General features: G+C 63.2%; 20 protein-coding genes and 1 other RNA gene. 17 read left to right on the forward strand and 4 right to left on the reverse strand.

The window, feature by feature from the left end; translation table 11 throughout:
• Window positions 1–47: 47 nt before the first annotated feature.
• Window positions 48–3353 (reverse strand): helicase-related protein, encoded by a 3306-nt coding sequence (locus HNQ09_RS16810; protein WP_184031581.1) that lies wholly within the window; start codon window positions 3351–3353, stop codon window positions 48–50.
• Between the two features lie 1076 nt (window positions 3354–4429).
• Here HNQ09_RS16810 and HNQ09_RS16815 point away from each other — a divergent pair.
• The 9 genes from HNQ09_RS16815 to HNQ09_RS16855 all read left to right on the forward strand — a co-directional run bounded on the left by HNQ09_RS16815 (window position 4430) and on the right by HNQ09_RS16855 (window position 10779).
• Complete coding sequence (locus tag HNQ09_RS16815) at window positions 4430–4918, forward strand: DnaJ domain-containing protein (RefSeq protein ID WP_184031582.1); 489 nt, start codon at window positions 4430–4432, stop codon at window positions 4916–4918.
• A 118-nt stretch (window positions 4919–5036) separates the two neighbouring features.
• The gene (locus HNQ09_RS16820; protein ID WP_184031583.1) at window positions 5037–5555 is read left to right on the forward strand and encodes a hypothetical protein; all 519 of its coding nucleotides are present in this window, start codon (window positions 5037–5039) and stop codon (window positions 5553–5555) included.
• 56 nt (window positions 5556–5611) lie between these two features.
• Window positions 5612–5971: a hypothetical protein gene (locus HNQ09_RS16825; RefSeq protein ID WP_184031584.1), complete on the forward strand. Its 360-nt coding sequence runs from the start codon at window positions 5612–5614 to the stop codon at window positions 5969–5971.
• A gap of 85 nt (window positions 5972–6056) precedes the next feature.
• Complete coding sequence (locus HNQ09_RS16830; RefSeq protein WP_246363450.1) at window positions 6057–6722, forward strand: restriction endonuclease; 666 nt, start codon at window positions 6057–6059, stop codon at window positions 6720–6722.
• 114 nt (window positions 6723–6836) lie between these two features.
• A complete protein-coding gene (locus tag HNQ09_RS16835; RefSeq protein ID WP_184031585.1) occupies window positions 6837–7982 on the forward strand; it encodes an alpha/beta hydrolase family protein in 1146 nt (381 codons plus the stop codon).
• Between the two features lie 295 nt (window positions 7983–8277).
• Window positions 8278–8748, forward strand: coding sequence for a hypothetical protein (locus tag HNQ09_RS16840; RefSeq protein WP_184031586.1), 471 nt, complete (start codon window positions 8278–8280; stop codon window positions 8746–8748).
• A 100-nt stretch (window positions 8749–8848) separates the two neighbouring features.
• Window positions 8849–9463: a ParA family protein gene (locus HNQ09_RS16845; protein ID WP_184031587.1), complete on the forward strand. Its 615-nt coding sequence runs from the start codon at window positions 8849–8851 to the stop codon at window positions 9461–9463.
• A complete protein-coding gene (locus HNQ09_RS16850; RefSeq protein WP_184031588.1) occupies window positions 9453–9728 on the forward strand; it encodes a hypothetical protein in 276 nt (91 codons plus the stop codon). Before HNQ09_RS16845 ends, HNQ09_RS16850 begins: the two co-directional genes overlap by 11 nt.
• 88 nt (window positions 9729–9816) lie before the next feature.
• Window positions 9817–10779 (forward strand): bifunctional DNA primase/polymerase, encoded by a 963-nt coding sequence (locus HNQ09_RS16855; RefSeq protein ID WP_184031589.1) that lies wholly within the window; start codon window positions 9817–9819, stop codon window positions 10777–10779.
• 346 nt (window positions 10780–11125) lie between these two features.
• Here HNQ09_RS16855 and HNQ09_RS16860 read toward each other — a convergent pair whose 3' ends face one another.
• The 3 genes from HNQ09_RS16860 to HNQ09_RS16870 form a co-directional block, all read right to left on the reverse strand.
• On the reverse strand, window positions 11126–12400 hold the full coding sequence (locus HNQ09_RS16860; protein WP_184031590.1) for a replication initiator protein A: 1275 nt from the start codon (window positions 12398–12400) through the stop codon (window positions 11126–11128).
• A gap of 408 nt (window positions 12401–12808) precedes the next feature.
• Window positions 12809–12973 carry a hypothetical protein gene (locus HNQ09_RS16865; RefSeq protein ID WP_184031591.1) on the reverse strand — a complete coding sequence of 55 codons (165 nt, stop codon included), beginning with the start codon at window positions 12971–12973 and terminating at the stop codon, window positions 12809–12811.
• A 1074-nt stretch (window positions 12974–14047) separates the two neighbouring features.
• Window positions 14048–17089 carry an AAA family ATPase gene (locus HNQ09_RS16870; RefSeq protein ID WP_184031593.1) on the reverse strand — a complete coding sequence of 1014 codons (3042 nt, stop codon included), beginning with the start codon at window positions 17087–17089 and terminating at the stop codon, window positions 14048–14050.
• A gap of 69 nt (window positions 17090–17158) precedes the next feature.
• On the opposite strand from HNQ09_RS16870, the gene ssrA reads away from it, so the two are divergent.
• The 8 genes from ssrA (at window position 17159) to HNQ09_RS16910 (ending at window position 25401) form a co-directional block, all read left to right on the forward strand.
• Window positions 17159–17515: a transfer-messenger RNA gene (ssrA, locus tag HNQ09_RS16875) on the forward strand.
• 1027 nt (window positions 17516–18542) lie between these two features.
• Window positions 18543–19784, forward strand: a complete 1242-nt coding sequence (locus HNQ09_RS16880) for a hypothetical protein (RefSeq protein ID WP_184031594.1) — start codon at window positions 18543–18545, stop codon at window positions 19782–19784.
• 272 nt (window positions 19785–20056) lie between these two features.
• Window positions 20057–20518: a hypothetical protein gene (locus tag HNQ09_RS16885; protein ID WP_184031595.1), complete on the forward strand. Its 462-nt coding sequence runs from the start codon at window positions 20057–20059 to the stop codon at window positions 20516–20518.
• 429 nt (window positions 20519–20947) lie between these two features.
• Window positions 20948–21334, forward strand: coding sequence for a hypothetical protein (locus tag HNQ09_RS16890; protein ID WP_184031596.1), 387 nt, complete (start codon window positions 20948–20950; stop codon window positions 21332–21334).
• Window positions 21315–22079 (forward strand): hypothetical protein, encoded by a 765-nt coding sequence (locus HNQ09_RS16895; protein ID WP_184031597.1) that lies wholly within the window; start codon window positions 21315–21317, stop codon window positions 22077–22079. The genes HNQ09_RS16890 and HNQ09_RS16895 overlap by 20 nt, the downstream gene beginning before the upstream one ends.
• 72 nt (window positions 22080–22151) lie before the next feature.
• On the forward strand, window positions 22152–22562 hold the full coding sequence (locus HNQ09_RS16900) for a hypothetical protein (RefSeq protein ID WP_184031599.1): 411 nt from the start codon (window positions 22152–22154) through the stop codon (window positions 22560–22562).
• The gene (locus HNQ09_RS16905) at window positions 22559–24304 is read left to right on the forward strand and encodes a type IV secretory system conjugative DNA transfer family protein (RefSeq protein WP_184031601.1); all 1746 of its coding nucleotides are present in this window, start codon (window positions 22559–22561) and stop codon (window positions 24302–24304) included. Before HNQ09_RS16900 ends, HNQ09_RS16905 begins: the two co-directional genes overlap by 4 nt.
• A 116-nt stretch (window positions 24305–24420) precedes the next feature.
• On the forward strand, window positions 24421–25401 hold the full coding sequence (locus tag HNQ09_RS16910) for a hypothetical protein (protein ID WP_184031602.1): 981 nt from the start codon (window positions 24421–24423) through the stop codon (window positions 25399–25401).
• Window positions 25402–25447: the final 46 nt, after the last annotated feature.

Here is a 25447-nt window from a genome sequence, read left to right on the forward strand (position 1 = left end):
CTCCGGGCCTGGGAATCAAAGGTGGGTTGGGGTAGGACCAAAATGCTTTACATCGGGGTCAGGCCCAGCGAGCAAAGAATTTCTGGCTCAGAACGGCTCAGGTCATCGGTTGGGACGGTCAGGCGACCTTCCTGGTGAAGCTGCACCACCAGCCGGATCAGCGCGTCGTCACCTATGCGGGAGCGGAAATGTCCCCCGAGGGTGTTACGTGCCGCCTCCTGGAGGGGCGCAGCCAGCAGGTCCTCCAACACGGTCTTCAGCTCCGGGTCCGTGAACAGCGAACCCTCGCGGGTGTCCTGGATGTGCTTGAGGCGCTCGTACAGCTTGCGGCGGGTGCTGCCGGGTGTGCCCAGCGCCCCGGCACTGCCCGACGCTTCCTCTTCCACCACCCGGCGGGCGGCGCGCTCCACCAGCTCGTGATGGTTGGGCAGGGGCGGTAGGGCGGGCGTGGCCGGGTGACAGGCCGCCGCCCGCAGAATGGCAATTTGGCTCTCCGTGACGCTTCCCCCCTGTTCATCCAGCCAGGCGAGCGCGTCATTGCCCTGCGGCGTGCGCAGGTACACCAGTGCCCCACTCGGCTGTGCAGGCGTGGCGGTGTGCGACCGGGTGGCGTAGACCACGCTCGGCAGCTTGGGAATCAGGTCAAGCAGTCCGGGATCGGCGTCGGTGGCGTTCTTCCAGATCTGGTAAGCCTCGCTCGCCAGATCGACCTCGCCATCACCCACCTCGTCCAGAATTCCGGCCTTTTCGTTATAGAGGTCGCGCAGGTCGCTGGCCGCCTCCTCGTCGTCGAAGAAGGCCTCGTCGCCGCCGACCACCTGCCCGGCATCCCGCAAGCGGCTGCTGACGCGGGCACGCAGGCCAATCAGCTTTTCCACACCGTCGGAGGGAATGAACGAATAGGCGTGGACGGTATCGGACTGCTGCCCGATGCGGTCCACGCGCCCGGCCCGCTGAATCAGGCGGATGATCGCCCAGGGCAGGTCGTAGTTCACCACCACAAAAGCGTCTTGCAGGTTCTGACCCTCTGACAGCACATCGGTGGCAATCAGCACGCGCAGTTCATCCTGCACGCGCTGGCCCTGCGGGGCAAAGCGGCGGGCCAGTTCGGTGGGATTGCGGCTCTCGCCCGTCACCGAGGCCAGGCGGGTCACGCCTTGGCCCGTCAGTTCCCGTTCCAGGTAGCGGGCCGTGTCGGCAAACTGCGTAAAGATCAGCACCTTGTCCTGGCCGTGCTGCCCGCTGAGGAGCGTGTGCAGCGTCGCCAGCTTGGCATCCGCTTGCGCCTGCCAGCGGCCCGCAGCGGCCAGAATCTCTTGCAGGGCGTCATTGTCGGCTTGGAGGTCGTCGCTCAGCGCAGGCGTAAACAGCTCGGCAGGGAGCCACTTGAAGCGGTTGTGGTACTGACCGGAGAACATCTGGTACACGTCCCCGTAGCTCACCTGCTGCCCCTCGTCACTCAGCCGCGCGGTGTCGTCCGCGTTGCCCACATCGCTGACCACGCTGCTCTCGTCCTCGTCGATGGAATCCAGCAGGGCCGCGTCCTGCGATCCCACCGGCACAGGCAGGCCGTTCGCCAAGGCGTGCAGCAATACCCCATTGCGGCGGATATGCCGCTCGACCGATTGCAGGAAGGCAAAGCCGCTGCTTTCCAGGCGCTTGAAGAAGTTGGTACGGACGAACCCCTTCAGCCGCTCCCCTGCCCGCGAGAGGTCTTTGAGCGTGTTCAGTTCTGCGGCGCTGGGACTGTGCTCCAGCAGGGGCGTGACGTAGTTGCCCAGGCCGTAGCGGGGCAGGCGCAGGCCATCAATCACGTCCACGACCTGCGTGCTGTAGAGCGAGGCGTACTGGTCGTCTACCGGAAAGGCCAAGGTGCGCGGCTGACGCACCGGGAAGTAGTACCTCTGGCCGTTTGGGTAAGCCAGGTAGGATCGCTGCCGGGCCTCGTCGAACTCGGTGTAGTTGTTCTGGATGAAGGTCCGGGTGCGGCGCACCAGGAAGAGCCGCATCAGGTCGCGCCAGTCGTCCGCGTCGTCGCTGTGCTCGAACGCGCGGATGGAGCGCACAGCGCACTGGTGCTTGCGGACGAAGCCGATCTCGCCGTCAGAGATGGTGCGCAGGTACGCTTCCGGGCGGATGCCGATGTCGCGTTCTTCGGGGAGGAACAGCCGGAGCTGGCTGGACAGGTCCAGGTAGGTCTTGTTGTACGGCGTGGCGGTCAGCAGCACCACGTGGCTGTCATTGCGGGTGATGTAGTCCCGGATGGCCGCGTAGGTCTTGCCCTCGCGGTTGCGCAGGTTGTGGCTCTCGTCAATCACCACCAGGCGGTAGCGGCGCAGGTCGGGCAGCTTGCTGCGGGCCTGACTCTGGGCCATCACCTCCGCCCGCAGGCCGTAATCTCGGCGGTACTGCTCCCACATCGGCACCAGGTTCACCGGGCAGAGGATCAGCGTGTCGAAGTACTGGTCCTCCATCGTGCGGATCAGCGCCGAGGCCATCATGGTCTTGCCTAGGCCCACCACGTCCCCGATCATCACGCCCCCCCGGTTGACCAGGTGGTGCGCGGCGATCTTCACGGCGGCAGCCTGAAATTCAAACAGCGGCGTGGGGAAGTTACGCGGCAACTGAAACTCCGCGATGCCTGCCCGCGCTTCCCGTGAGAGGTGGTAGGCGATCTTCAGATAGATGTGGTAGGGGGAACGCAGGGTTTCGGACGCCCAGCTTTCTTCCAGAATGGTCAGGAGATCATCCGTCAGCTCCAAGCAGAAACGGTCATTCCAACGGTCGGCAAACCACGCTTCCAGCTTCAGGGCCGCGTCCTGATCCACCACGTCCAGGTTGAGTTCCCCCTGCCCGCTCAGGCCGGAGAACGTCAGGTTCGAGCTGCCCACGTACCCGACCAGCGGGGCCTTGTGATCTGCCCGGCGGACCAGGTACAGCTTGGCGTGGAGAGGATGGCGCAAGAAGAGCTTGACCTGCACCTTGCCCTGCCGGATGTGGCGGATCAGGTCACGCAGGGCCACCTCGTCGGCGGACGTGGGCAGCCCAACAGTCAGTTGTCTCCTGAACTCCTCGATCAGCTCGCGCCGTGCCTGAAGCAGCTTGGCGCGGTCCACTGGCTCGTCCCCTCGCAGGCCGAACAGCGTTTCCAGGTTCTCGCGGTCGGGGCGCTGCATCCCGATCAGGATTCGGCAGACGGCCCCCTCGGGCCAATGCTCGACCTGACACGCGAGGGCACGCCAGCCTCGCAGGTTGAAGTAGCCGATGCTGAAGTCCGCTCCCTGCGCCTGGTTCAGCGTGGCCTGGAGTTCGGGCAGCAGGTGCTTTTCAATGTTGTCGTAAATGGTTGGCAAAGTGGGTCCCCTGGAGTGTAGGTGTCCAATCTAGCGAAGACGATGTGTCCGAGGTGCTGCATATGTGGTCCCCGACTCAGTAGCCAACAACTTCCCTTCCAGCCACTCCGGGCGCTGAGCAAGATGTTGTTAGCAAGGTCGGGAGATCAGGAGGCTCGTCCAGACGTTAGCGCAGGGCATGGCGGAGCCGTTCGGTGCCAGATCAAACCAGGCCCACGGTCGCAAGGCTGTGAGCCAGCACCTTGATGGGTTTCCGGGCATTCAGCCAAATCCTGAAATAAGTACTTACGGCCTCAGGTATAGGTTTCTTACAAGCTTTAACATTTTTACTGTTTTACATGTTTATATGTTGAGTCTGGAAAGGTGCGGGCGCACCTGGCGCGTGCGCCAGGATGCGGTTTCGGCGCGCGTGCGCGCCTTCACAGGGGGCTGACCGCCCCCCAGCCGCGCGTGCGCGGCACTCCCCCCGCAGGTGACCTCCAGCAGCGGCGCCGAGGGGCAAGGGGGCCAGGCCAGCGGCCCACGAGGGCCGAAATGACACGCCCCCGGCCAAAGGCCGGGATTCGGTGCAGGGGGCGCACCGAAGAAAGGGGAGCGGCCAGAGGCCGCCCTGTACCCTGACCGGCGAGCCTGACGGTCTCGGCGGTGGCCGTGCCCATCGTCGGCCTAGCCGGGCACGGCGAGAGACAAAGAGGAGTCCTCGCCGGACGGGCAGCAGCCGGAAAAATGTCAGGGAGGGGCACCGACATTTTTTCCGGCCTGCGGCCTCAAGGATTCGGCGGGGCTTTCCCTGTCAACGGCAACCCCACAAGGGGGGCGGCCAGGGGCCGCACCGTTGACAGGCAAAAGCAAAAGCAGGAGGAAAGACCGGGGCGTGAGCGGACCAGGGGCGCGGGGTGGTGGGCCAGGGAGCCGCCAGGGGCGGCACACCGGGGGGCTGCTCCCCCCCGGTGTGGGCGCGCACCTGAGGAAAAGGGGAAGGCGGGAAAAGCCGTCTTAGAGGGCATAAATGCTTGACTGTGTACCACATTGGTGGTACACTTTCCTTACCCCGGACAGAGGGGGAAGGAGCGCAAGTGAACTACTTCCAGAACGTGACCACCGCCGACGAACTCAAGGCCGCCTACCGCGTGCTGTGCAAGCAGTACCACCCAGACAAGGGCGGCAGCACCGAGCAGATGCAGGAGATCAACACCCAGTATGAGCGGCTGATGGCCCGCTTGCTGAGCGGCAAAGGTGCCGACGAGTACGGCCAGGGCAAGTTTTACAAGACCCGTGAGGAAGAGGCCGAGGTTGAAGCCAAGGTGCGCGAGGCCGTGGAGAAGATCGCTCACCTCGACGGCGTAGAGGTGGAAATCATCGGGGCGTGGGTGTGGGTATCCGGCGACACCAAACCCCACAAGGACACCTTGAAGGCTGCGGGCTACTGGTGGATGCACAAGCGCGCAATGTGGGCGTTCAAGGGCAAGGCCAGCAGCGGGCGGGGCAACACCAGCATGGAGGAAATGCGCGAGAAGTACGGTTCTGAGCGCCTGACGCGCTCCCGCACCCTCAAGGCCAGCTAACCCGGCGGGGCCGCCCGACCAGGGCGGCCCCGCCCCTCCAGAGCGGAAAAGGCTTGATTATGTACCACAAACGTGGTACACTTCTTTTACCCCGGACAGAGGGGAAAGGAGCGAGACCGTGAACAAAGACAAGCCCCGTAACAAGAGCCGCACTTGGAAGGTGGACCTTTATGGCGGATGGGGTGACGGCCCGAGCGCGACCGTGTACCTCGGGAGCTGCACCGTCACGCTCAGCGCCGACCACGAAGGCACCCTGAGCGCCCAAGTGGACGGCGAGGCCGAGACGGTCGAGGAGGCCGTGAGGTTACTGAACTGGGCCAAGCGGGACGGCCGCGTGGTGCTGCTGGAGGAAACCCGCACGCCCGAGACGGAAGCGCCCAACACCGCCTTTACCGAGATCGTCATTGGCAAGCCGCGCGCTGCTCTGCTGCACCGCATCATGGGCATCCTTGGTCTGCCCAGCGCCCAGCATTACGCGCTCGCCGCTGCGGCCCTGGGAGAGTGGGCACCCGTGCCCAGCCTCGCGGACCTCTACGAACGGGAAGCCCGTGTGGTGTGGGCGCACCTGTGCCGCCTGTATCCGGGTGCCCGCAGCGTGGCCGCCGCCGTGAGCGCCCGCAGCGCCCGCGCCGCCTGACCCTGCACGGCCCCGCCGAGGGAGGCGGGGCCACTCTTCCCCAGGAGTGACCCGCGATGACGACCCAAGCCCGCACCCCTGAACTTGAAGCCGAGGCCGAGCGGATGCGCGAGCGGCGCCGTCACCTCGCCCGCAATATCCGCCAGGCCCGCATCCTCGCCCGCCAGCTCCCCCCCAACCCGGCAGGCACGGACTTCTTGCGCCGTTACCGCCGCGTGACCACCCAGCAGGGTTATCTCTACCCCAACCCCGACCGCGCCGCTGCCTGCCAGGAGCGGGCCGACCATGCCCGCAAATCTTACGAGTTGCTCCGTGCCGCCGCAGGTGAGGGCAACGAGCAGGCCGCCACGATGTTGGAGGCCGTCAAAGCTACCGTTGATCTGTACGCCGCCCTCGCCCAGAGCGCCCCGCATTGACGCTCCCGGGCAGCCGGAGGCCCCTTGTGGAAAAGGCGGGAAAGTGTGCGGCGTGTGTCAGACACGCCGCACTCCCCTCCCGGGCATGGCAAAACGAAGAACACGAAAAAAGGACGACCCCGCCGGGACGCTCGGCCTCGCGCTGCTTTTTGGCACGCTCTACGCCGGGTGGAGTGCCAACTGGGGGCTGCTGGGCCTGCTGCTGCTGGTCTTGGTGGCTGCCCTGGCCGGGTTCATCCTGCGGGGCCGTCGCCGTCAGGCCCGTGCCCTGGCCCTGCGAGATCTTCAGGCGCTCACGCCCCGTCAACTGGAGTTGCATGTCGCCCAGGTCATCTCCGCCTTGCCCGGGTGGCGGGCCGAGGCGACACGCGGCAGCAGCGATCAGGGCGCGGACGTGATCGCCGTGGGGCCAGGTGGGGTGCGGGTCGCTGTGCAGGTCAAGCATTACAGGAACAACGTCGGCAACGCGGCGGTGCAGGAGATCGTGGCGGCTGGGGGCGTTCTACCGTTGTTCGCAGGCGGTGGTCGTCACCAGCGGGCCAGGTTATACCCGCCCAGCTCAGGCCCTCGCCCAGGCCAACAGGGTGCCGCTGTGGGGACCAAGCGAGCTGTTCCAGCTTCAAGAATTGGCTGCCCGGGGGCAAACCCCGCCGCCCGCCTTGCTTCCCCTTTGAACGGCACTCCCCGCGCCGAGCGCTGCACGGATAAGGAACGCCGTTGCCAGACGGCAAGTCCTGCAAAAATGCTCTGAATGCGGGACCTCGGCCGCACAGCGTCGCTCACGGTGCCCAGATACTTCCTGAGCTGGAAAGCCGATGAACACAGTGTTTCAAGCCTCTAACAGCGTTATGTGTTACGTTGAACCATGCGTAAAATCACGTTGGCCCTTGCCGTTGCCCTCAGTCCTTTCGCTGCGGCTGGCGGCTCAGGTGGCCCCGCGCCGGTCACCCAGCTCCCCCAGCGTGTGAACACCACCCTGAACTTCGGGGATTTCACGAGTGCGGCGCAGTGGACCTACCCCGCCGCGCAGACCGGGAAGCTGCCCGCCGTGCTGCTGATTCACGGCTCCACCCCCGCTGACATGGATTTCACCGTCACCGGCCCCGACGGCAAGGTGCTCAGCCGCATCTTCGCGGACCTCTCCCAGGGCCTGAGCAGCCAGGGGATCGCGGTGCTGCGCTACAACAAGCATTACGTGAGCGGCCCCGGCAAGGTGGACTACCAGAGCTTTTATACCAAGGCCGACCTGAACACCTTCCTGAAGGACGCCGAGACGGCCCTGAACGCCATCAAGGCCAACCCGCGTGTCGATCCGGAGCGCATCTATGTGTACGGCTGGAGCGAGGGCAGCACCGTCGCCGCCGCCCTGGTGAACAACCACCCGGAAGTCGCGGGGCTGATCTTGCAAGCGCCTGTGACGCTGCCGTGGGCGGACCTGTTCGACAAGCAGCTCACGGACGTGCAACTGCCGTACCTAAAGCAGGTGGTACCGGATGGGCTGACCAACCAGAACCTGACCGTGGCCTACACCGGCCCTGGCGGTCTGGTCGCCCGCAGTGCCCTGACCTTCGCCCTGAACCAGGAGAGCCTGGCTGCCGGGAAGTACGAACTGAATCTGGCCGCTTACGATCAGAACAAGAACGGCGTCGTGGAACTGGACAGTGAGTACCTGCCCGGCGCGCGCGCTGTTGTGAAGTTCCTGATCGAGACCCCACAGGCGCCCCTGAACATCTACTCCCGCGCCCGTGCGCTGCCGGTCACGACTGCCCAGGCTCCCTCGATCAAGGTGCCAGTGCTGATCTTGCAAGGCCAGAACGACGCCAACACGCCCGCGAAGTATCTGAACGCCCTGACCGACGCCCTGAGGAAAAGCGGTGTCCCAACCACCGTGAAGCTGTACCCCGGCCTGGGGCATAGCCTCGGAAAGGCCCCCAGCATCGTTCAGGACAACTTCCAGCCCATCGAGACGCAGCCCATCAACGACACGGCGGTCTGGATCAAGGGACGCTGAACAACCCCGGCGCGCCTTCCTCGACGGAATGCGCTGCGCCCAGACGCCTTCTGAGCCGCTAAACCGATGAACACGGCGTTCCAGGCCCTCAACGGCGTAAGCAGTAGCCAACGCTTCCATTCATGACTGCTTGCTTCCTTGCAAACTCGGAGATTGACCACCTCGTCCGGTGTTCTGTGCGCGTCCTACCTGCAACCAAGTCGAGCACACACCTTCAGGGTTTACCTGCGAGAGACTGAGAGAACAAGGCGGTTGACTTTACAAGGGGTTCTTCTTCTTTCATACTGCGTGAGATATGGCTTACAAGAAGCTCAGCGAGCAGATGCAGGAACTCAGTAATCCTCAGCGCAGCGATGCCTTCGTTCGCCAGTTTCGTGACGCGGTGCGGGAAGGCAAGATTGACGCCATGTATCTGCCTGAACGCTTCACGATGCCGAAGGAGTTCAGGCGCCGGGGCGCGGAAGGCAGCTACCAGCGGGACGCCCGGGACATGCTGTTTGAAGTGACGCCCGACGCTGAGCAGTGGTTCGAGCAGACCAATACGGATCTGGCCGCCCCTTCGCGCCGCAGCGGGACGCCCAAGCCCACCGCCGAGAACATTGAGGCCGGTCTGGTCGATTTCAGAGCGCTGGCCGAAGAGACCCGCCGGAAGATGCAGGCCAGCTACGAGAAGGGCCAAGCCCTCGGACAGAGCCGCAGTCAGGCTGCCAAGGGCAAGCGCGCTAAGGCGGCCACCGGCACCCGGAAGACCGCCCGCCGCAAGTAGACCTCTCCCCTACCGAGCAACCGGGGCGCCCTCACAGGGCGCCTTTTCTCTGCATGTTTACATTTTTACATACTTGTATGTTCGCGTGTTAAAATGTCGTATGGCAAAAGTCATCAGCATCGGCAACATGAAGGGCGGCGTGGGCAAGACGACCAGCGCCGTCCACCTGGCGCAGCAGCTCGGGCGCAAGGGGAAGACGCTGCTCCTCGATGCTGACGAGGAGTTGCAGTGCGCGGTGTACTGGCGGGCCAGCGACTTCGAGGGCTGGACCTTCGATGCCCTGCCCTTCCGCGAGTTCACCCCGGAGAAGGCCGAGGGCTACGAGTACGTCATCATCGACACCAAGGGCAACGAGCAGGGCCAGGACCTCGTGAGCCTCGCCCATTCCAGCGATCTGCTGGTCATCCCCACCAAGCCGGACGGTCTCAGCGCGACTGGCCTCATCCGCACCCTCACCCCCCTTGTTGATGCCGGAGTGAGCAACTACCGGGTGCTGATCGTCGCCAACGTTGGCGGCCGTGGTGAGGAGCTGCGGGACGCCCTTGCCGAGCAGGAGGTGCCCGTCATGACCACGCTGGTCCGGCAGAGCACGGCGGTGGGAGACGCGGCCGAACGGCGGGTGCCGCTGGAGGCCTACACCACCAACCGCTACGCCAAGCTGGTTTCTCTCGATTACGGCAGCGTGGCCCGCGAGGTACTGAACCATGTCCGCTGAGGGCAAAAAGGCCGGGCGCTTCAGCGGCCTCGACTCCATCCGCAGCAAACCCGAGGCTGCCGTTCCCGTCAGCCCTCCAGCAGCTTCACTGGCTGTCGCAGAAGACAAGAGCGCCAAGCCGGAGCCGTTCAGCAGTCATCTCCGGAACGGCACGAAGCGCAGGCTCAGGCAGGCTGCCGCCCGTGAGGACCGGAAACTGTTCGAGACGCTGGAGCAGGCCGTCGAGGAATACCTCAGCAAGCACCATCCCGACATTCGGGAGTAAAAAGGGAAGGCCAACGCGCCCTCTGTTTTTAACATGCAAACATTTTTAATTTTTTACATGTAGGAATGTAGGAGTGAGGAGGATGCCCATGTACGAGAACGAACCCAAACTCATGCACCGGGAGGCGCGGAAGCTGGTCGCCTTGGGCATCCCAGTCATCCCAACAGGCGGCGGCATCAGCCCGAAGGCCAAGGAACCTCACCACGAAGCCCTGAAGGGAACAGGCCACTGGTACATCAACAGGGGAGGGGAGAGGCGCAGCACCTGGAAAGTGTTCCAGGACCGTCTGCCGACGGAGGACGAGCTGGAGGCGTGGTATTTGGAGCACCGCGCCCGGGGCATCGGGTTCGTGACTGGCCGGAAGTCCGGGCGGGTGGTGGTGGACGTGGACGCGGAGGGCCTGGCCCTCCTCGTGGAGTTGGGCTGGGAGCCCCACGTCCTCACGCCGAGCGGCGGCGCGCACTTCTATGTGCCCCATCCCGGGTGGTACGTGCCGAGCAACGCCAGCAAGAACAAGGCGGTCCTGCCCCCAGGCTTCGATATTCGGGGGGACGGCGGATATGCCATGTACCCGCCGTCGAGGAATCGCAAAGGGCAGTACCGGCGCACCGGCCACCGCAAGCCGCTTCGGGTCGAGGACATTCCCGACTCTGTGACGGTGGGGGGCACGACGTACCCGCTGCGGTGGGCGCTGGGGCTGGTGCAGCCAGCAGAGACCGCACAGCCTACCCAGGCGCAGAGGGCGCAGGCCCACCAGAGCCAGGTCGGGCAGGGCGAGCGGCGCGTGCCGGTGTGGCTGATGTTGGACCGGGCTTCAGCGTACGCGCCGATCAGCCGCAACCGGGGGGCGTTCATGTTCGGGCTGTGGATGCACGCCAACGACTACACCGAGGACGAGGCACTGGCGCACGTCGAGGAGTACGTGGACCGGGTGCAGGGGGTCAAGCGCACAGCCTTCACGGGGGACGAGGCGCGGCAGGCGGTGCAGAGCGCCTACGGGTATCCCAGGAACGAGCCGTGGGAGCGCCAGGACGATGAGCGGGCCAGTTGATGCGGCAGGTCGAGACTCCTGCTTCACTCTTTAACATTTTTGCTTTTTTGCATGTTTGTATGCAGCGGTAGGCAGGTGGTTGAGGGGGTTCTCCCCGAGCCGAACCTAACAGCGGTCAGGCGGGCAAGTATCCGGGTGCCGCTCCGCACTGCCTGCCCTCCCCACGGTCTGGCTACCCCCCTCGTAGCGGGGCGAAGATCCATTTCTCGGGGTAGCTGTGAGGGGCGGGCCTGCGGCCCACGCGGCTCGCGCTGCGCGCGATTGGAGGGCGGTGTGCCCCAGCTCGGGCAGCAGGCTGTCGGAGAGGGCCACTCCAGCCGAGTCCGCTGAAAGGACTCCCGGGCCGTTACAGCGGCGTGCCCAGGATGCCCACGGCCAGTTCCAGCGCGTCGGGACCAGGCCGCTTGAGCGCTGCTGTGAGAGCCGTGACCCCTTCCGGCGAGAGAGCCTTCAGGGCGTCCAGGGCGAGTGGGGAGGGGTCGCGCTTGAGTTTCAGCTTGAGCATCACCTGGGCCGCTCCCCGGGGATCGGCAGGCGCCTCCGGAGCCTCAGCAGGCCGGGGGGCTGCCCGCTTCCCTTTGGGCGGCTTGAGGGGCGTCTGCGGGGCGTACTCCCACTTCTCGGGATTCTTGATGGCGTCCACGATGGCCGCCGAGAGCGACCGGGGCTTCCAGCCCCCCTGAACGCGCTGCTCGACCGCCCGCAGAGCAGGCATCACGCGCTCGGGGTGGTCCGCCGACACCGAAGCCGCGACCGCCGGAACCACCCCGCGCAGGGTCAGTTCGCGCACCTGCTCGGGGTGTGCGGCGGCCCGGAAGCGGTAGGTCAGGGTTCGGTGCGCCCCCCGCCCCTCGTCCTCGACCAGTTCCAGGTAGCCCTCGTTGATCAGGCGCTCGTGCGAGGCTTCCAGGGTCCGCAGCGCGGCGTCCGTGCGCTCGCTCAAGCCGCAGGCCACGATCCATTCGCGCAGGTTCACCCGCATTGCCTGGGCCAGGTGATCTCCCCGGATGCGGTGGGCGGCCAGCGCCCGGTACAGCGCGCGGCTGGGGCTGCTGCCCAGCCGCGCCATCAGGTCCCCGTCGAGAATCTGGTACAGCCCGTCACGGATCAGCGACGCGAAGGTGATGGTGAACGCCACGTCCACCAGCGAATCGGCGCTGACCTGCACCCCCACAAAGTCCTCGGTGCCCACATCGTCGTCGAGCCACAGGTCAGAGATGATGCCGGTCGAGGTGGTGCGGCTCTCGCGGCGCGACTCGATGCCGCCCCAGCTCGCCGACATTTCCCAGCGGACCGAAGCCAGCCGCAGCAGCCCCTCGCGCAGCCGGACATAATCCTTCCCTGAGCGCGAGAGGTTCACCATGCCCAGCAGCAGGGCAGGGGGAAGACGGATGCGGTTGCTGTCCGGGCATCCGGCCTTGAAAAACAGCGTCTGGAGGGCCAGCAGGATGTCGCCGTCCACCCCGTAGGGCCGTCCCCGGTGGGAATGCCCGGAGACGGCGTAGCGCACGCCGTTTGCCTCGAACTGGGCCAGCCACTCGCGCTCCCGGGGCGCGGACTGTGAGGCGCTGACGATCCCCGCCCGAGCGAGGTCCAGCTCACTGATGCGGGGATCGTCCACGCCCTTGATTGTAATCAAGATCAAAACCTCTTTTTGAACTGATTGATCAATCAAGGGACGGAGTATTCAGCGTGCCAGTCGTATTTTCCCTGCCGGTATTCCACACTTTTCCCGCAGTATTCACGCACTTTTCCCGCGAAAGCCACACACTTTCCCCGCGTGAATTCCACACTTCTCCCGCAAAAGCCACACACTTTTCCCGCGATACTGGCGCCTTGCCAGGGGCAATATCGCGGGGAAAGTGCGTTGGTCGGGCGGGAAAAGTGTGGCACAACAGCGGGAAAACTCTGGCGAAGTTGCGGGGAAAGTGTGGTGATCTTGCGGGGAAAGTGTGGTGAAAAGGCCAAGCCTGTGAAGGGGCCAGGGAGTGACTCACGCGCGTGTCTGTCCGTCGCGTCTTCGCGTCGTCTATGACGGCTCGTCGGGTGATCGCTCGGGCGAGGGTTCGTCCTGGCGGGTTACCTCGTCTTCCGCAGCCAGGGCGGCCCTCAGCCAGGCAATCGTCTCCAGGTTCGCCTGGCTGTGCGCGGCCTGGGTGGCCTCATCCAGGTCGTCCGTCCGTTGTGGCGACACCAGGCGACCATAACAACTCCCGGGGGACTTCGTGGCCGCAGGTGCCGTGGAACTGCCCGAGCAGGTCGAGGGTGGGCTGAAGGCACGGGAGAAGCTGACCAACGTACACCAGGTCGTCCGCGATGCTGGTCAGGGCGTACCGGTCGTCCCATGTCAGGGTCAGTGGAGGAACCTCCTCGTAAGCCTGGGCGAGGGCCGCCTGAGCACGCGAGAGGTCCCCCTCCAGGCACCAGGCGGAGGCCTGGGCATAGAGCTCAAGACGAGGTGGCACAGGTTCGGGTCGAGCGAAGGAGTGTTCCACCTCGTAAAATCGATCTAGCGCCCAGTCGTTCACCCTTACAGGTTGTGACTAACTTCTTAAAAGTTCTGAAGATCCGTCAACAACGAGGTACAGAGGGAGGCCGGGTAGACTTCGGCAGATGAGTGACTCCCCCACCTTGGTTGCCTCGGACGCCAGTGCTAAGGGAACACGAGCGGCGTTCGGCGGTGTCCTGTCTTTTCCCGACGGGACTCGCATAGAGGTATCCGGTCCTCTGCCGCGAACTGAGCACCAAGAGGTGACGGCTGCGCTGGCGACGTTGCGCTATCTCCCTCAGGGGGTAAGCGCAACTCTTCAGGTGGATGCCCAAGAAAACCTGTTGCGCGCTTCGCTGTGCATCAGCCACCCACAGGTCACTGTCACACGTGTCCCCCGAAACAGCAGTCCTCTGCACGAGCGAGCGCACGACCTCGCGCGTGCAGCTTTAAAGACCCAGGGGGCCGGGCAACCCGCACCCGTTCGAGAGGGTGAGCCGAGGATCGCGGTGTATGTTCACCAGAGTATTGATAGCCCGGCTCCTTGGTATGCCGTGGCCTACTGGAGCGTAGGTGAGGTGCAGACGCAAACAGGACAGATCGAGGCTCAGCAGACCAAGGCCCTGACCCTCCGTATGTTGCGGGAGCAGGCGGAGGCCAGTGCTCCTCTCGGCTACACGGTGGTAGAGGCACGCTACGCGACCACGAAGCACGCCCAACCAACGTGGGGGGCTACCCGGGAACAACTGGCCGTCCTGCGGAGCACGTGTGCTGCCGCCCTCAGTTCAGTGAGTACAAGCGGCTGAGGAAGGCTACCTCCCCCGCCTCTAGGGAATGAATAGCTTGTTCTGCGGCCTGCATAAGAGCCGATTCGCCCATTTGACAACTGAGCAGTACCACTCGCTCGAATGCTTCCGGGGTTTGGGCCAAATCCGCCGCCTTCACCAGCCAGGCAAGGGCGGTCTGAGGGTTCTGGGACTCGATAAGGGCCGCCCCCTCATGCAGCACCTGCACGACATGCTTATGAAGCATCTCGCGGTAGTGACCCGCCCATTCGCTGACACTATCTGGGAGAAATGGTCCCCCATATAAGCGCAAAACCTCGTGGGGATCACGGCTCTCTACAATGGTGAGAGCATCACAGGTGATTTGCACAGCACTGTTGAGGACCCATTCTGGATTGCGGCGGCCCTGGCTCGGCAGGATCAAGTCGGTTGCCAGTAGGATACCTAAACTCTTCACTGCTTCACGAAAGGAGGTGTTGAGGGTACTCCGAGCAGTGTGACCGGACTGACGAGCACGTTTGAGGTCTGCGCCACGCCAGACTTCATCTGCGAGCTGGTCCTGACGTGCTGTAGGATGCAAAACCCGGTAGACCAGAGCCTCAATAGCAGACACATGACCTAAGCGAATCTCTTGGCCCTTTACAGTTGCCTTCACACGTCCAAGGGTTGTCAACTCTAAGTGGATTTGTGGAGCAGCAGATACAACGGGCCTGAGGCATCGGTCGAGAAGGTCGCTGAACACTGATGCAGACCAACCCTGCTTGATAAACTCTTGCAACAGAGGCTGGAAATATGGATGGACCATACGAACCTCTGCCACATCTTCTGGTCGCTTTTGCAGCGCTTCTGCTACCGCGTCTGCGTTAGAACGGGATAATTGACCTTGAAGACGCATAATTTCTGATCTGAGGAGTTCTGTAAGAACAGTGCTGGCATTGTATGCCCTCAAGTTTTCATTAGCAGACTCATCTAGATATCTGAGAGCATCCTTTAAGTGTCCATCAGTATAAGATAGATACGCATTGGCTTCTCTATTTCTTATCCATGAAATAGTTGACAGTTTTGACTTTTCTTCCCCTAGTAGGACTTGAAGACGGTTAAAAGCCAAGACCGCCTCCGGTTTCTTTCCTAAAAGCAATTCTGAATAGAAGAAATAGACAAAAGCATCTGATGCTGAGATAGGATTTTCTTGTCGTAGCAATTCATCAAAAGCCTGTTTTGCTATCCGAACGCCATCGTTTGTTCGCCCCTGTGCATGACGAACCTGTGCAAGACGACGCTGTGCTGATGGCACGCCTATAGGGTAAGTTCTTTCGCAGGCGATCAAAAAACTTTCTAGCAATTGTACTGCCTCTTCTGCTCGATCTCTGCCTACATATAGGAGTGCCAACCTATCTACAATTGGCATCAGGCGATTGGTGAGGCCAAGCTGCTGACCCGCTTGATACGCACGTTCGTGGTCTCGTAACGCCAGATTCCTCTCCTGCTTATGCTCGAAAATGTAAGCTCTAACAGAAAGAGTAGCTATTTTCAGGCTAACGTTACCCATTGCTTCGGCCCGCCGGACCGCCTCATCAGCTACCGCTAGGCCTTCATCAATCTTGCTGACTCCTTGTAAGTAAGCGGCTTTAAAGCGCAACAGTTGGATAACGTCCCTCTGTTCAGTCGCAAGAGCGAGGCCAGCTTCGATATGTTGAATCATTACCGGTAGGTTCCCAGTTCGGTAAGCATCCAAACTTAAGGTAAGGTGTGCTGTGGGAGTTGGAAACAAACGCAACTGCTCCTGCGCCAGCTCACGTCCTCGCTCTGCCTCGCCGGTCTCTAGCAGCGCCAGCGCCAAGATTGACCGTAAAGGTGCAGTTAACTCTGAATTGGGAACTGGCTCTAAAGCCTCCCGTGCAAGTAACCAATCTGCCGCACGATACCAGCGGGGGACCAGTTCTTCCGCCAGCCGCATCGCCAGGTCCCCACGTCCAGCTTGTACGTAATGTCGTACCGCGCTGTAGGGCTGTCCCTGCGCCTCTGCTTGCTGGCCGACCTTGAGATGCAGCGTCCGCCATAAACCCAGGTCCTGTTTCAAGTACGCGGTTAACAGCTCGCGTACTACGTCGTGTGGTGCAAATTTCCCCTCACCAAGTGGTGTGAGAGGGAGCCCGGCTCGCAGTACGGCGTCCAACCAACCCACAGGAAGTGGGATGCTCAGATTCTGTGCTTCCTCAGCACTCCAGGTACTGAGGACGGCCAGGTGCGGGAGCGCCCGCCTGACTTCTTGCGGTAGCGTGTTCATCACTTCCTGCACAAGTGCGGTGGCTGGGATGAGCTTAGAAGACTGTTGGGTGTGCAGGGCTAACATGACCCCCGCAGGCCAGCCTTGGTACTGTTCCTGCACGGCTGTGGAGGCCCGGTCCTGCGCGCCGAACTGCCGGGCTACCGCCTTGGTGTCCTCCGGGGTAAAGGCCAGGTCATCGGCCGAAATCAGCAAGCCCTCTCCACGAGCGACAAACGGCGCGGCGCTGAACGGGGAGGCTTCGTGTTGTGCAATGAGAATCCGGTGCCCCTCGCCAAGCTCTATCAACAGATTGGTGAGGGCGCGCGCCGCGTCGCTTCCCAGATGTTCCCCGCCGTCCAAAATGAAGGTCAGGTCGGTATCGTGGGCGTTCAAGTCAGTCGCTAGGGCGGTGATGAGTTGCTCCCGGCTCAGGTCGAGGAGGCTCACCCGGTCCCAGGTTTCCATTCTGACTCCAGCGAGCGCACTGGCCTGTGCGAGATCGGCGAAGAGAGTCTTGGGGTCTCTGTCCTCTTCGTTCAGCCGAAGCCAGATCACCGGCAGTACTTGTTGTCTTGCCCACTGAGCTAGGGCTGTGGTCTTGCCATACCCGGATGGCGCGACCAGTAAGACGACCTTCGCCTTCATCCCACGGGTAATGAGATCCTGAATATGGCGGCGATCCACCTCAATGGGTAGGGCCGTCGGCACGCCGAACCTAGGGTTCCGCCGCACGCGCCGCTGGCCCAACGAACCGGAGGGGGGAAGCATGGGGTGGCTAGGATACCCCATGTCGGCTTGATGGTGACGTGAAGCTATGCTATATTTGCTCAGCCCTTTGGGGACGCCCCGGTTTCGACGGTGTTCGTGGAAGGTGAAGCGGCGAGCCGAGGATGGTCGTTGGCCTCGTAAATCATCCGACCAAGCCTTTAACTGGCAACAACAGCGATTCTTTCGCACTGGCTGCTTAATCCCAGCCCAGCAACCGTAAAGCCCGGCCATTGGCGCTACGCGAGCTGACACAAAAGATGGCTAGCTTTGGAAGAAGCCTCGGCTTTCTGAGCGAAACTTAGGGGATGGACTCGAAGGTAGCTTGTCCTTAAGCGACTGAGAGTTGAGATTTAAATTAAGGACTACGCTCGTAGAAGCCCACTGAAGCAGCATCGGACGAGGGTTCGACTCCCTCCGTCTCCACCAAAAGTCCGCCCATCACACGATGGGCGGATCCTCTTTGCCAATCTTTCAATGTCAAACAATCTAAACTTGATGGTTTTCAGAGGTTTTAAGAATAGGACTGCATACTTTCCCCGTTCGGGGGTCAAAGTCAAAAAAGACTGCTCAGATAGGCGCATCGCGGTTCAGGACTCGGTAAATTGCAACATGCGGCAGATTTGAGTCAGTTCAACTGGGCAGTGGGAGCCAAGATGAGTTTAGGCGGTGAGGAATGAAACAACTCCTTACAGTATGGGTGGAAACGCATGGCTTCCAACGTCGGTTGTAAACCACGTCGTCAATGCAAGGAGAATCGTCCTAGGTCTTGCAAAAGACAGCAGGAAACTGCTTACAGTTTGAACTGTTTCGACCCCCGCTATCCGCTCGGCTACCCCTTGAAAGGCTCGAATGATTTCGCTGCCCTACGTAAGCTTTGCGACGCCCAGAACGCCCAATGTCTCGCGCTGGGGGGGGTAGCTGAATTTTGGCTTGTCTCCGGTGGTCGATACGTCTACCCTCCGGAGTTTGTGAGAGCTTGCCAAACAGTCGAACGCCAGACCACGAGTGAGAAAATTTGCCCTACTGACGCAGCTTAGCCCGACTTCGCGGGAGAATTTTGCGTAGCCAACTTGGTGGAAATTCTGCTACTGTGCGCTCATAGGAGGATGTACCCAGGACCAACCGACCCCATCTGCACACAATCCAACTGAAAAGCCGCGCCTGCCAGCGCGACTCTTCTGAACTACTCGGTAGATTGAAGTCCTCTTCTGACGACAATTTACCGGGAACGTCCCCCTATTACAAGTGGGAGAACCCGATGACCCAGAGCAGGGGGGGCACCCACCGGTGCCCGTGCTTTTTATTCACACAGGGGTGGGTTGCACGGCCTTACCTCCAAAGCCACCAGGAGCGGCCCGGGATTAGGGCACCAAGGGCAGAGTGCCCAGGTAGTGCCGCCAGGCCCTTCTTGGGCTTCTCAGTGCCAGCCAGGGGCATGGGCCTAGAGCAGCCCATGCCCGCTAGGTTAGAAACGAGAGACGAGGCGTACTACGCCGAGCGCAAGCGGGCGCTGCTGGCACAGTTCATTGCCAAGACTCAGGGCGAGACTGCTCCACCTGGGGGAAAGATCACACCGTCGGTGATTTTGCCGACTAAGTCCACGAACACCCAGGTGCAGCTCGCCGACCTGACGCCCCAGGTTGCCTTTGCCCGCCTGTTCGGTCGCTGGCGGCCGGTGCGGACCTCGCCCCTGATCAAGGGCACCCGACCGCGCTCCTACAACTGCCCCCAGACATTTCTCTACCACCGCACCGGCAAGCTGCCTGCCCTCGCCCGGCCGCTGAGCCCGGCGTGGGAGGCCGTGCTGCCCCGCATCAGCACCACCAGTCTCCGCGGCGGCCAGCTCCGGGGCAACCAGGGGCGCAACTTGGTGCTGCTGGTCAATGCCCTGCGCCGCCGGGCCTACCTGCGGGTGGACGCCAACGGTCAACCGCTGGAGGTGCGCGAGGTGACCGAGGTGGTGATCGAGCACGGAGACGGTGGGGGCTTCATCACCCAGCTCCCGTTTTCCCGCTCGACCTTCTACGAGGTGTTGCACCACCCGCTCGCGCATCTGTTCATCCGCACCCAGAAGGTGCAGGTGCAGGAGCCGGACGGTGCGCGCCGGAACGTCGGCACCCGGCTCACCGTGGCGTTGTACGACCCGCCCTTGCCCGAGGTGATCGACCAAGTGTTCGAGCAGGCCTACGCGGAGGCGGTGGATGCCCCGGAAATTATCGTTCTGGCGTACACCTCCGAAGTTCGGCGGACAAGATCAAGACCCAAACATCTCTACGAAATCGTAGACCCTGTGGAAACTGCGGAAACTGTGGATAACCACCTCGGCCAGGCGCGGAAAACGGCGCTGCACCGGGCGGACATTGAGTTTGACCAAGCCCTGCAACCCGAATACGACGAAGGGCAAACAAGGCAACGTGAAGATTTTCCCGAGCTTGATCCCGAGTTGAAGGCGCTCGCGCAGACCCTAGCGATCCGGGTGGGCGAGGCCGACCCGCACCGGGCCTGGAAGGCCTACTACAAAGCGCTGCTGCACCTGGGAGCGGAGGAGGTGAAACGGGCATACCGCAGCACCTACCAGCTCTGGTCCGCAGGCAAACTCCGCAAGAGCCAGGGCGCTTACCTCACCGGCATCCTGTCGCACCGTTGCGAGGCTCAACTTGGCCGCAAGCTGAGCGATCTGCCCCTGACCGGCTGAGGGCGGCCGTCACCGGAAGGCAGGCCACCATGAACTCCGCCAGCTTGCCGAGGATCAGGGGCCTCATGGAGAAGCGTGGCAGGATCGGCCGCCGCTCTCAAGAGTTGTCGTGATGGCCTGACTGCATGCAGCACTGCCCGTCTTCACCCCCCCGTGTTGATGACAAGACGCAGCACAGGCCGCCCGGCTGCTCCAGTGTCCCGCCTTCAGGATGCAAAACTCTTCCGTCAATGGCTTGCATTGCCGACCAAACCGCAGATATTCTCGTTTCCATGACCGACGCCGCCAAGCCCAAGTGGTTGTACCTGAGTGAATACGTCGAGACGATCCATCCCAAGCGGCGTGCAGGTCTGCCGGGGAAAATCCGTGAGGGCGTGCAGCTCGGTTTAATCGTCGCCTTCCCGACGGCTGACCGGCTGAAGGTCACCTACACCAGACCTGACAACGGGAGTGGGGAGCGTGAGATGTACGATTACGCCTTTAAGGACACACCCGAAGCGCGAGACTGGCTGGCGGGGCTGGCGCGTCCCAAGTCCGGGCCGGAGTACCGTACCAGGGAGCAACTCGCTTCCGGTAGATTCGACTTCGAGGCGGAAGCCAAGAAGTACGCCCAGCAGGTCAAGCGCAAGAAGACCGTTGTAGGTGCTCGACCACCGCGCCAGAGGAAGGAGGCGTCGGCCGAGGCTGAGAAAGCCGAGGCTGGGAAACAGGACCTAGAGGCCCCGTCTGCTTGAGCGCTAGTGGCGTTGATCGTGGGGCGGTGTGGCGGCGGGCGTGCCCGAGCTGCACCGCTTCTCTGTTGGAGCTGTGTGCCCGTGGTGTCGTGGGCGTGATCGTTGCGAGAACCAGCCTGCCATCGTCCCAGCTCGCCTGCGGCGAGGAGCCGCCTGCCATTTTCCTGAAGGCCGTGCGCGAGGGTCCGGCGGCTCAGCGGCCCCAGGGGGCCGTTTTTGTTGGGCGGGTTCGTTTTTCTTGACGCTGTTTGAACCCCCACATCTCTCCGCTCGCCGGGGCTCGCGGAGAGATGTGGGGGTTAGGGCAGGATAAGGCCACTTCCACGCCATGCTATTTTCTGTGTCCAGGGAATAGTTTTGCGTGACCCACTCTCCGGGCGCGCGGCCACTCCCGGAATGGAGGAAAAAGTGGGGCGAGAGCGAATACATGTGACCTTGGATTCGGGGATCATGGGGCGCATCAAGGACCTGGCACGTTCCCAGGACCTCAGTGTCGCTCGCATGATCGACGAGCTGCTGGAGCAGGCGCTGGCGGAGGTCGATTCGGAGCTGGCGACGACCTTTCTGGTCCCCAAACTGGAGCGGGTGATTCAGGAGGCCCTGGACAAAAGCCTGTCGGACTTCCGCAGTCTTCAGGCACGTTCGGCGCGCGAGGCGATGATCGCTGCGGATACCAGCGTGAACGTGCTGGGTCGCCTGCTGGGGTTTACCCCGGATGACGTGGTTGCCTACCGCGAGGAGATGTGGCGACGTTCCTACCAGTCGCTGCGCCATCACTTGCCACAGGAGGGCGCGGGTGCCGAAGCGCAGCTCTGAGACCGACCAAGTGGGGATGAAGCGGGGCGGTGGCCTGTCGGCCTCGCTCTCGCAGGGCTCGCGGAGCAAGGCGGCGAGGTTGGGGGGACGCACAGGAACGCGGACCATTGCCAAGGCAAACTTCATCTCGCTGAGAGGCGCAGACGGCAAGGCTTTTCTGAGCAACCGAGGAAGGGTCGTCGCGGCCGTTCAGTACCAGATGATGCGGCCCTGCGAGGACGGCTCGGGGGTGCGGCAGGGGTTCGACGGGCAGCGGCTGATGAACACCACGGAGGTGATGAGGGACCTCGGCCCGCTGGTGCAGGAGCACAAGTACGCCTACCGCGTGGTGCTGAGCCCGGATCAAAACTATGGTGAGGCGGCGGCCAGGGCCTGGGCATCGGCGGTGCTGCGCGAGTGCGGTCACGACTGTTACCTGCTGTTCGCTCACGCCGGAGCGAAGGGGCACACCCCGCATCCTCACGTGCATGCCGTCGTCTTCACGAACGCGAAGTTGGACGTGCAGGATTTCCGGGCGCTGCGGGCCAAGGGAGACGACATCGCCTGGCAGGCACGGCATGAACTGCGGCTCGATCATCACATGGGGCCGGGGGACTGGGCCATGCGAGGTCGGGCGACCGTCGAGGATCGCCTGGGGGTGAAGAAGGGCGTGCATTCGGGTGGCGTCGAGACGCCGGAGGGGGGTGACCGCAAGAGACAGCAGAAGGAGACCGAGCACTCGCGCGGCTTGCAGATGGACCACTGACAGGGGCAAGGGGCAGCAGCTCTTTTCTTTTTTTAGGTTAAAGGAATAGTTTTGCGTAATTGGAGGTGAGGTGTGGCAGGGATTGATTTGCGGCCCATGCAACTGGTGTGGGTGGGAGCAGGGCTCACGGTGCTGGGGGGCGGACTCGCGTTCACGTCCTGGGTAGACGACGCGAGCGGCTTGTACCGCAGCGTCATGGCGCAGGGGCAGATGTCGGGGTTGGACTACTGGAACGAGTGCTATCTCCGCGCCAGTTGTCTGGGGGCGTACTTCCAGGCCTGGCGGGAAGCCCTGGTGCTCAAGGCCGCGTACCTGACGTGTGTGGTCGTCGGGTTGACGTTCGCCCTGTTCGGATGGTCATGGCGCCCCGAGCGGGCGTATCGGCGGCGGGCGCGGGTGCAGGCCGAGCGCATGGAAACCGTTCTCAACAGGGCGTGGAAGCGCCCCAGAGGCACCCTTGATCCCGTGAAGGTGGAGTCATGATCGTTCGCTATGACCTGTGGTTGTTGAAGCTGGTGATCTTTTGGCTGGTTGGCTTCATCGTCGTGTTCACGGCGCTGTCCGGTGGCAGTGAAGTGGGGTACGGCGTGGCACTTGTTATCGCGGCGGCCACGGCCCTGTATTTCGACGGCAAGGACGCCCAGTTCAAACCGACCTACAACGCGCACTGGGCCACACCGGGGGAGGTCGGCGACCTGTTTGTGAAGCTCACGCGGCTGAGAGGCGACGAGTTCCTGCTGGGCTTCACGCATGGCAAGCCCATCGCCCTGCGCCAGGGTGTCGCGGGGCGCAAGGAGATCGGGCACGTCGGCTTCTTTGGACCCACGCGGGCGGGAAAGGGGCTGAACATCTTTGCCAACCTGTACAACTGGCGTGGCAGCGTCGTGGTGGTGGACATCAAAGGAGAGATGTTCAACCGCACCTCGGGTTACCGGGCAGACGTGTTGAAACAGGACGTGTACCGACTCAATCCGAGTTCCGGGGAGGAGACCAATCGGTACGATCCCTTTGCCGAGCGCGAGGCCTCGGAGCAGCTTTTCGCCTCCTGCCAGGCCATCCTGAATCCGGCCGGTGACGGGTCTAACCAGGTGTTCGCGCTGCGGGCGACGTTCGCCCTCTTCGCCGCCCTGCGGACGGCCAAGCTCCAGGGGGAGGCGCCGCTCTCCTTCGTCAAGACCTGCCTGGGCCTGGGCCTGGAGGGGGCGATGAAGCACATCGACCAGGTGGGCGGCCACGACGAGGACGTGCGGCTCTATTCGACGCTGTTCACCAGCATGCCGGTGGGGCAGTACGACTGGAAAAAGGTCGGAGACGACCGCTTCTTGCAGAACAGTTGGCTGAACATGACCGCCAAGCTGCTCTACCTGCTGTCGCGGGGAATCGTCGGCATGACCAGTGGGTCGGACTTCAAGGCGACCGACCTGTTGAAAAAGCCCACCAGCGTGTACCTGACGTTCAAGGAAACGGACCTGGGGTATACGGTTCACGCCATGAGCGCCGTGCTGCTGTCGATGACGGACGCGATCATGCGTCACCGCGACGCACACCCGAATGACCCCTTCACGCCGGTACTGTTCGTGTTCGACGAGGCGGGCATTGTTCATGTGCCCGATCTGCCACGGCTGGTCAGCACGGGCGCAGGCCGTGGGGTCGTGTTTGCCATCTATGTGCAGGACGCGGCGCAGCTCGAAGCGATCTACGGCCCGGAAGGGGCCAAGACCATCTTGTCGAGCACCCACACCAAGGTCTTTTTCACCCCCAAGGACGAGACGACCGCCGAGTACCTGAGCAAGCTCGGCGGCAAGTACATGGTTCAGAGCGTCACGGACACCCGGGGACACCAGAACCTCTTGTCGGACGCGCACGGCTTCATGGCGCGCGAGCTGCTGACGGTCGATGGCGCCCAGGCCATTCCGCTCGGCCGGGTTGTGATCCGGTCGAACGAGTACCCGATGCTGGCTGGCTACCGCATGGAGCCGTTCGTGCTGCCTCATGCCCGCGAGGCGATGAGCATGCCGCCGAAGACGACCAAGCCGATGACCCGAACCGTGGAGGATACCTTCGAGGGCCCCGGGGTCGCGCTCAGGCCGCCAGCGAGGGTGCTCAGCGGAGAGCGGCCCGTCTCGCCGGTGCTGCAAGCGAACGCCGCCTCGGAGCTTCCAGAGGGCGAACAGAAAAGCTGGCTCGCCAACGTGATGGATGTAACCAAGAAAGTAGATAAGTAGCGTCCAGGCGTGTTATTTTCTTGCAGTGAGGAATAGGTTTGCGTAAATGAGGGGGGCAAGGTCCCCCCAACTGTCCTCGCCCTCATCTGTTGCTAGACCCGCCCAGGAGACCCCTTATGAAGACCATGCCATTCGGACGCCACATCGCCCTGGCGCTGACCCTCTCCAGTCTGGCGCTGAGCGTCCCCGCCGCCGCACAGACCCAGCAATACACCGTCGAGGTGACGCTCGACCAGCTCGCCAGGGCGCCCAAGGTGATCACCGTCAGTCCGGCCTATCAAGTGGTGTTGCGGTTTCCCACGCCGATCAGCGGTCTGAGCGTCCAGACCGAGAAGCAGAAGGATTACAAGATCACCCCGATGCAGAACCGCCAGGTATTCTTTATCGACGCCAGGGTCAAGAGCGGCGAGGCCGACATGTACGCCGTGCTGCCGGACACGAGCATCCTGCCCTTCCGTCTGGTGATCAGGAATCAGCCCGCCGGTACGCGGGTGTACCGCGTGCTGGGTGAGGGCGAGGTGGCCCAGGGCGGCACACCGCCTGCCGCGACGGCGGGCACGGCCGCTGGGGGCCGGGCGACGACTCCCGCAGCGAGCGTGGCCCCTGCCCGTGCCGCCACGGCACAGCCTGCCGCCAGGGCGGCCGTGGGAGGCACGGCCGCCCCGCGAGTTCCCACCCTGCCGGTGAGTGGGAACGCCCCCAGTCGCCCGGCAACGGCCCCGGCACCGCAGACCGCACCGACCACCCAGGCGGGCGGGCTGGCGGCGGCCCAGGGCGCTCCGCTGGAGTACCGCCTGACGACACGCCGCGAGGGCACGGCCCTGGTGATCGACTACACCCTCAAGTCGAAGGCGGAACGCGCCCTGGTCGTGCGTCACCAGGACCTGCGGGTGCTGAACCTCTCGGGCAGTGTCCTGAAGGTCACTCACCTCAAGACGCCCCAGTTCGGGGCGCTGCTGCCCGGCCGGACGATCCAGGGCAGTGTGCGCGTCGAGACCCCGGCGAACACGAACAACGTGATTCTGGACTGGCCGATGAGCAATCTGGCGACCCGGGACCACTACAGCTTCCGGCGCCTGCTCGCCGCGTCGAGGTGAGGCTGTGCGCCGTCTTCTGCTTGGCGTGTGCCTCGTGCTGGGGGGC

The sequence above is a fragment of the Deinococcus budaensis genome (genome assembly GCF_014201885.1).
Taxonomy (GTDB): Bacteria; Deinococcota; Deinococci; order Deinococcales; family Deinococcaceae; genus Deinococcus; species Deinococcus budaensis.

Coding starts and splice junctions, on each gene's coding strand:
- HNQ09_RS16885 (WP_184031595.1), top strand. CDS start 20,057: ATGACCGACGCCGCCAAGCCCAAGTGGTTGTACCTGAGTGAATACGTC.
- HNQ09_RS16830 (WP_246363450.1), top strand. CDS start 6,057: ATGGCAAAACGAAGAACACGAAAAAAGGACGACCCCGCCGGGACGCTC.
- HNQ09_RS16825 (WP_184031584.1), top strand. CDS start 5,612: ATGACGACCCAAGCCCGCACCCCTGAACTTGAAGCCGAGGCCGAGCGG.
- HNQ09_RS16845 (WP_184031587.1), top strand. CDS start 8,849: ATGGCAAAAGTCATCAGCATCGGCAACATGAAGGGCGGCGTGGGCAAG.
- HNQ09_RS16905 (WP_184031601.1), top strand. CDS start 22,559: ATGATCGTTCGCTATGACCTGTGGTTGTTGAAGCTGGTGATCTTTTGG.
- HNQ09_RS16880 (WP_184031594.1), top strand. CDS start 18,543: ATGCCCGCTAGGTTAGAAACGAGAGACGAGGCGTACTACGCCGAGCGC.
- HNQ09_RS16910 (WP_184031602.1), top strand. CDS start 24,421: ATGAAGACCATGCCATTCGGACGCCACATCGCCCTGGCGCTGACCCTC.
- HNQ09_RS16840 (WP_184031586.1), top strand. CDS start 8,278: ATGGCTTACAAGAAGCTCAGCGAGCAGATGCAGGAACTCAGTAATCCT.
- HNQ09_RS16855 (WP_184031589.1), top strand. CDS start 9,817: ATGTACGAGAACGAACCCAAACTCATGCACCGGGAGGCGCGGAAGCTG.
- HNQ09_RS16835 (WP_184031585.1), top strand. CDS start 6,837: ATGCGTAAAATCACGTTGGCCCTTGCCGTTGCCCTCAGTCCTTTCGCT.
- HNQ09_RS16870 (WP_184031593.1), bottom strand. CDS start 17,089: ATGCTTCCCCCCTCCGGTTCGTTGGGCCAGCGGCGCGTGCGGCGGAAC.
- HNQ09_RS16850 (WP_184031588.1), top strand. CDS start 9,453: ATGTCCGCTGAGGGCAAAAAGGCCGGGCGCTTCAGCGGCCTCGACTCC.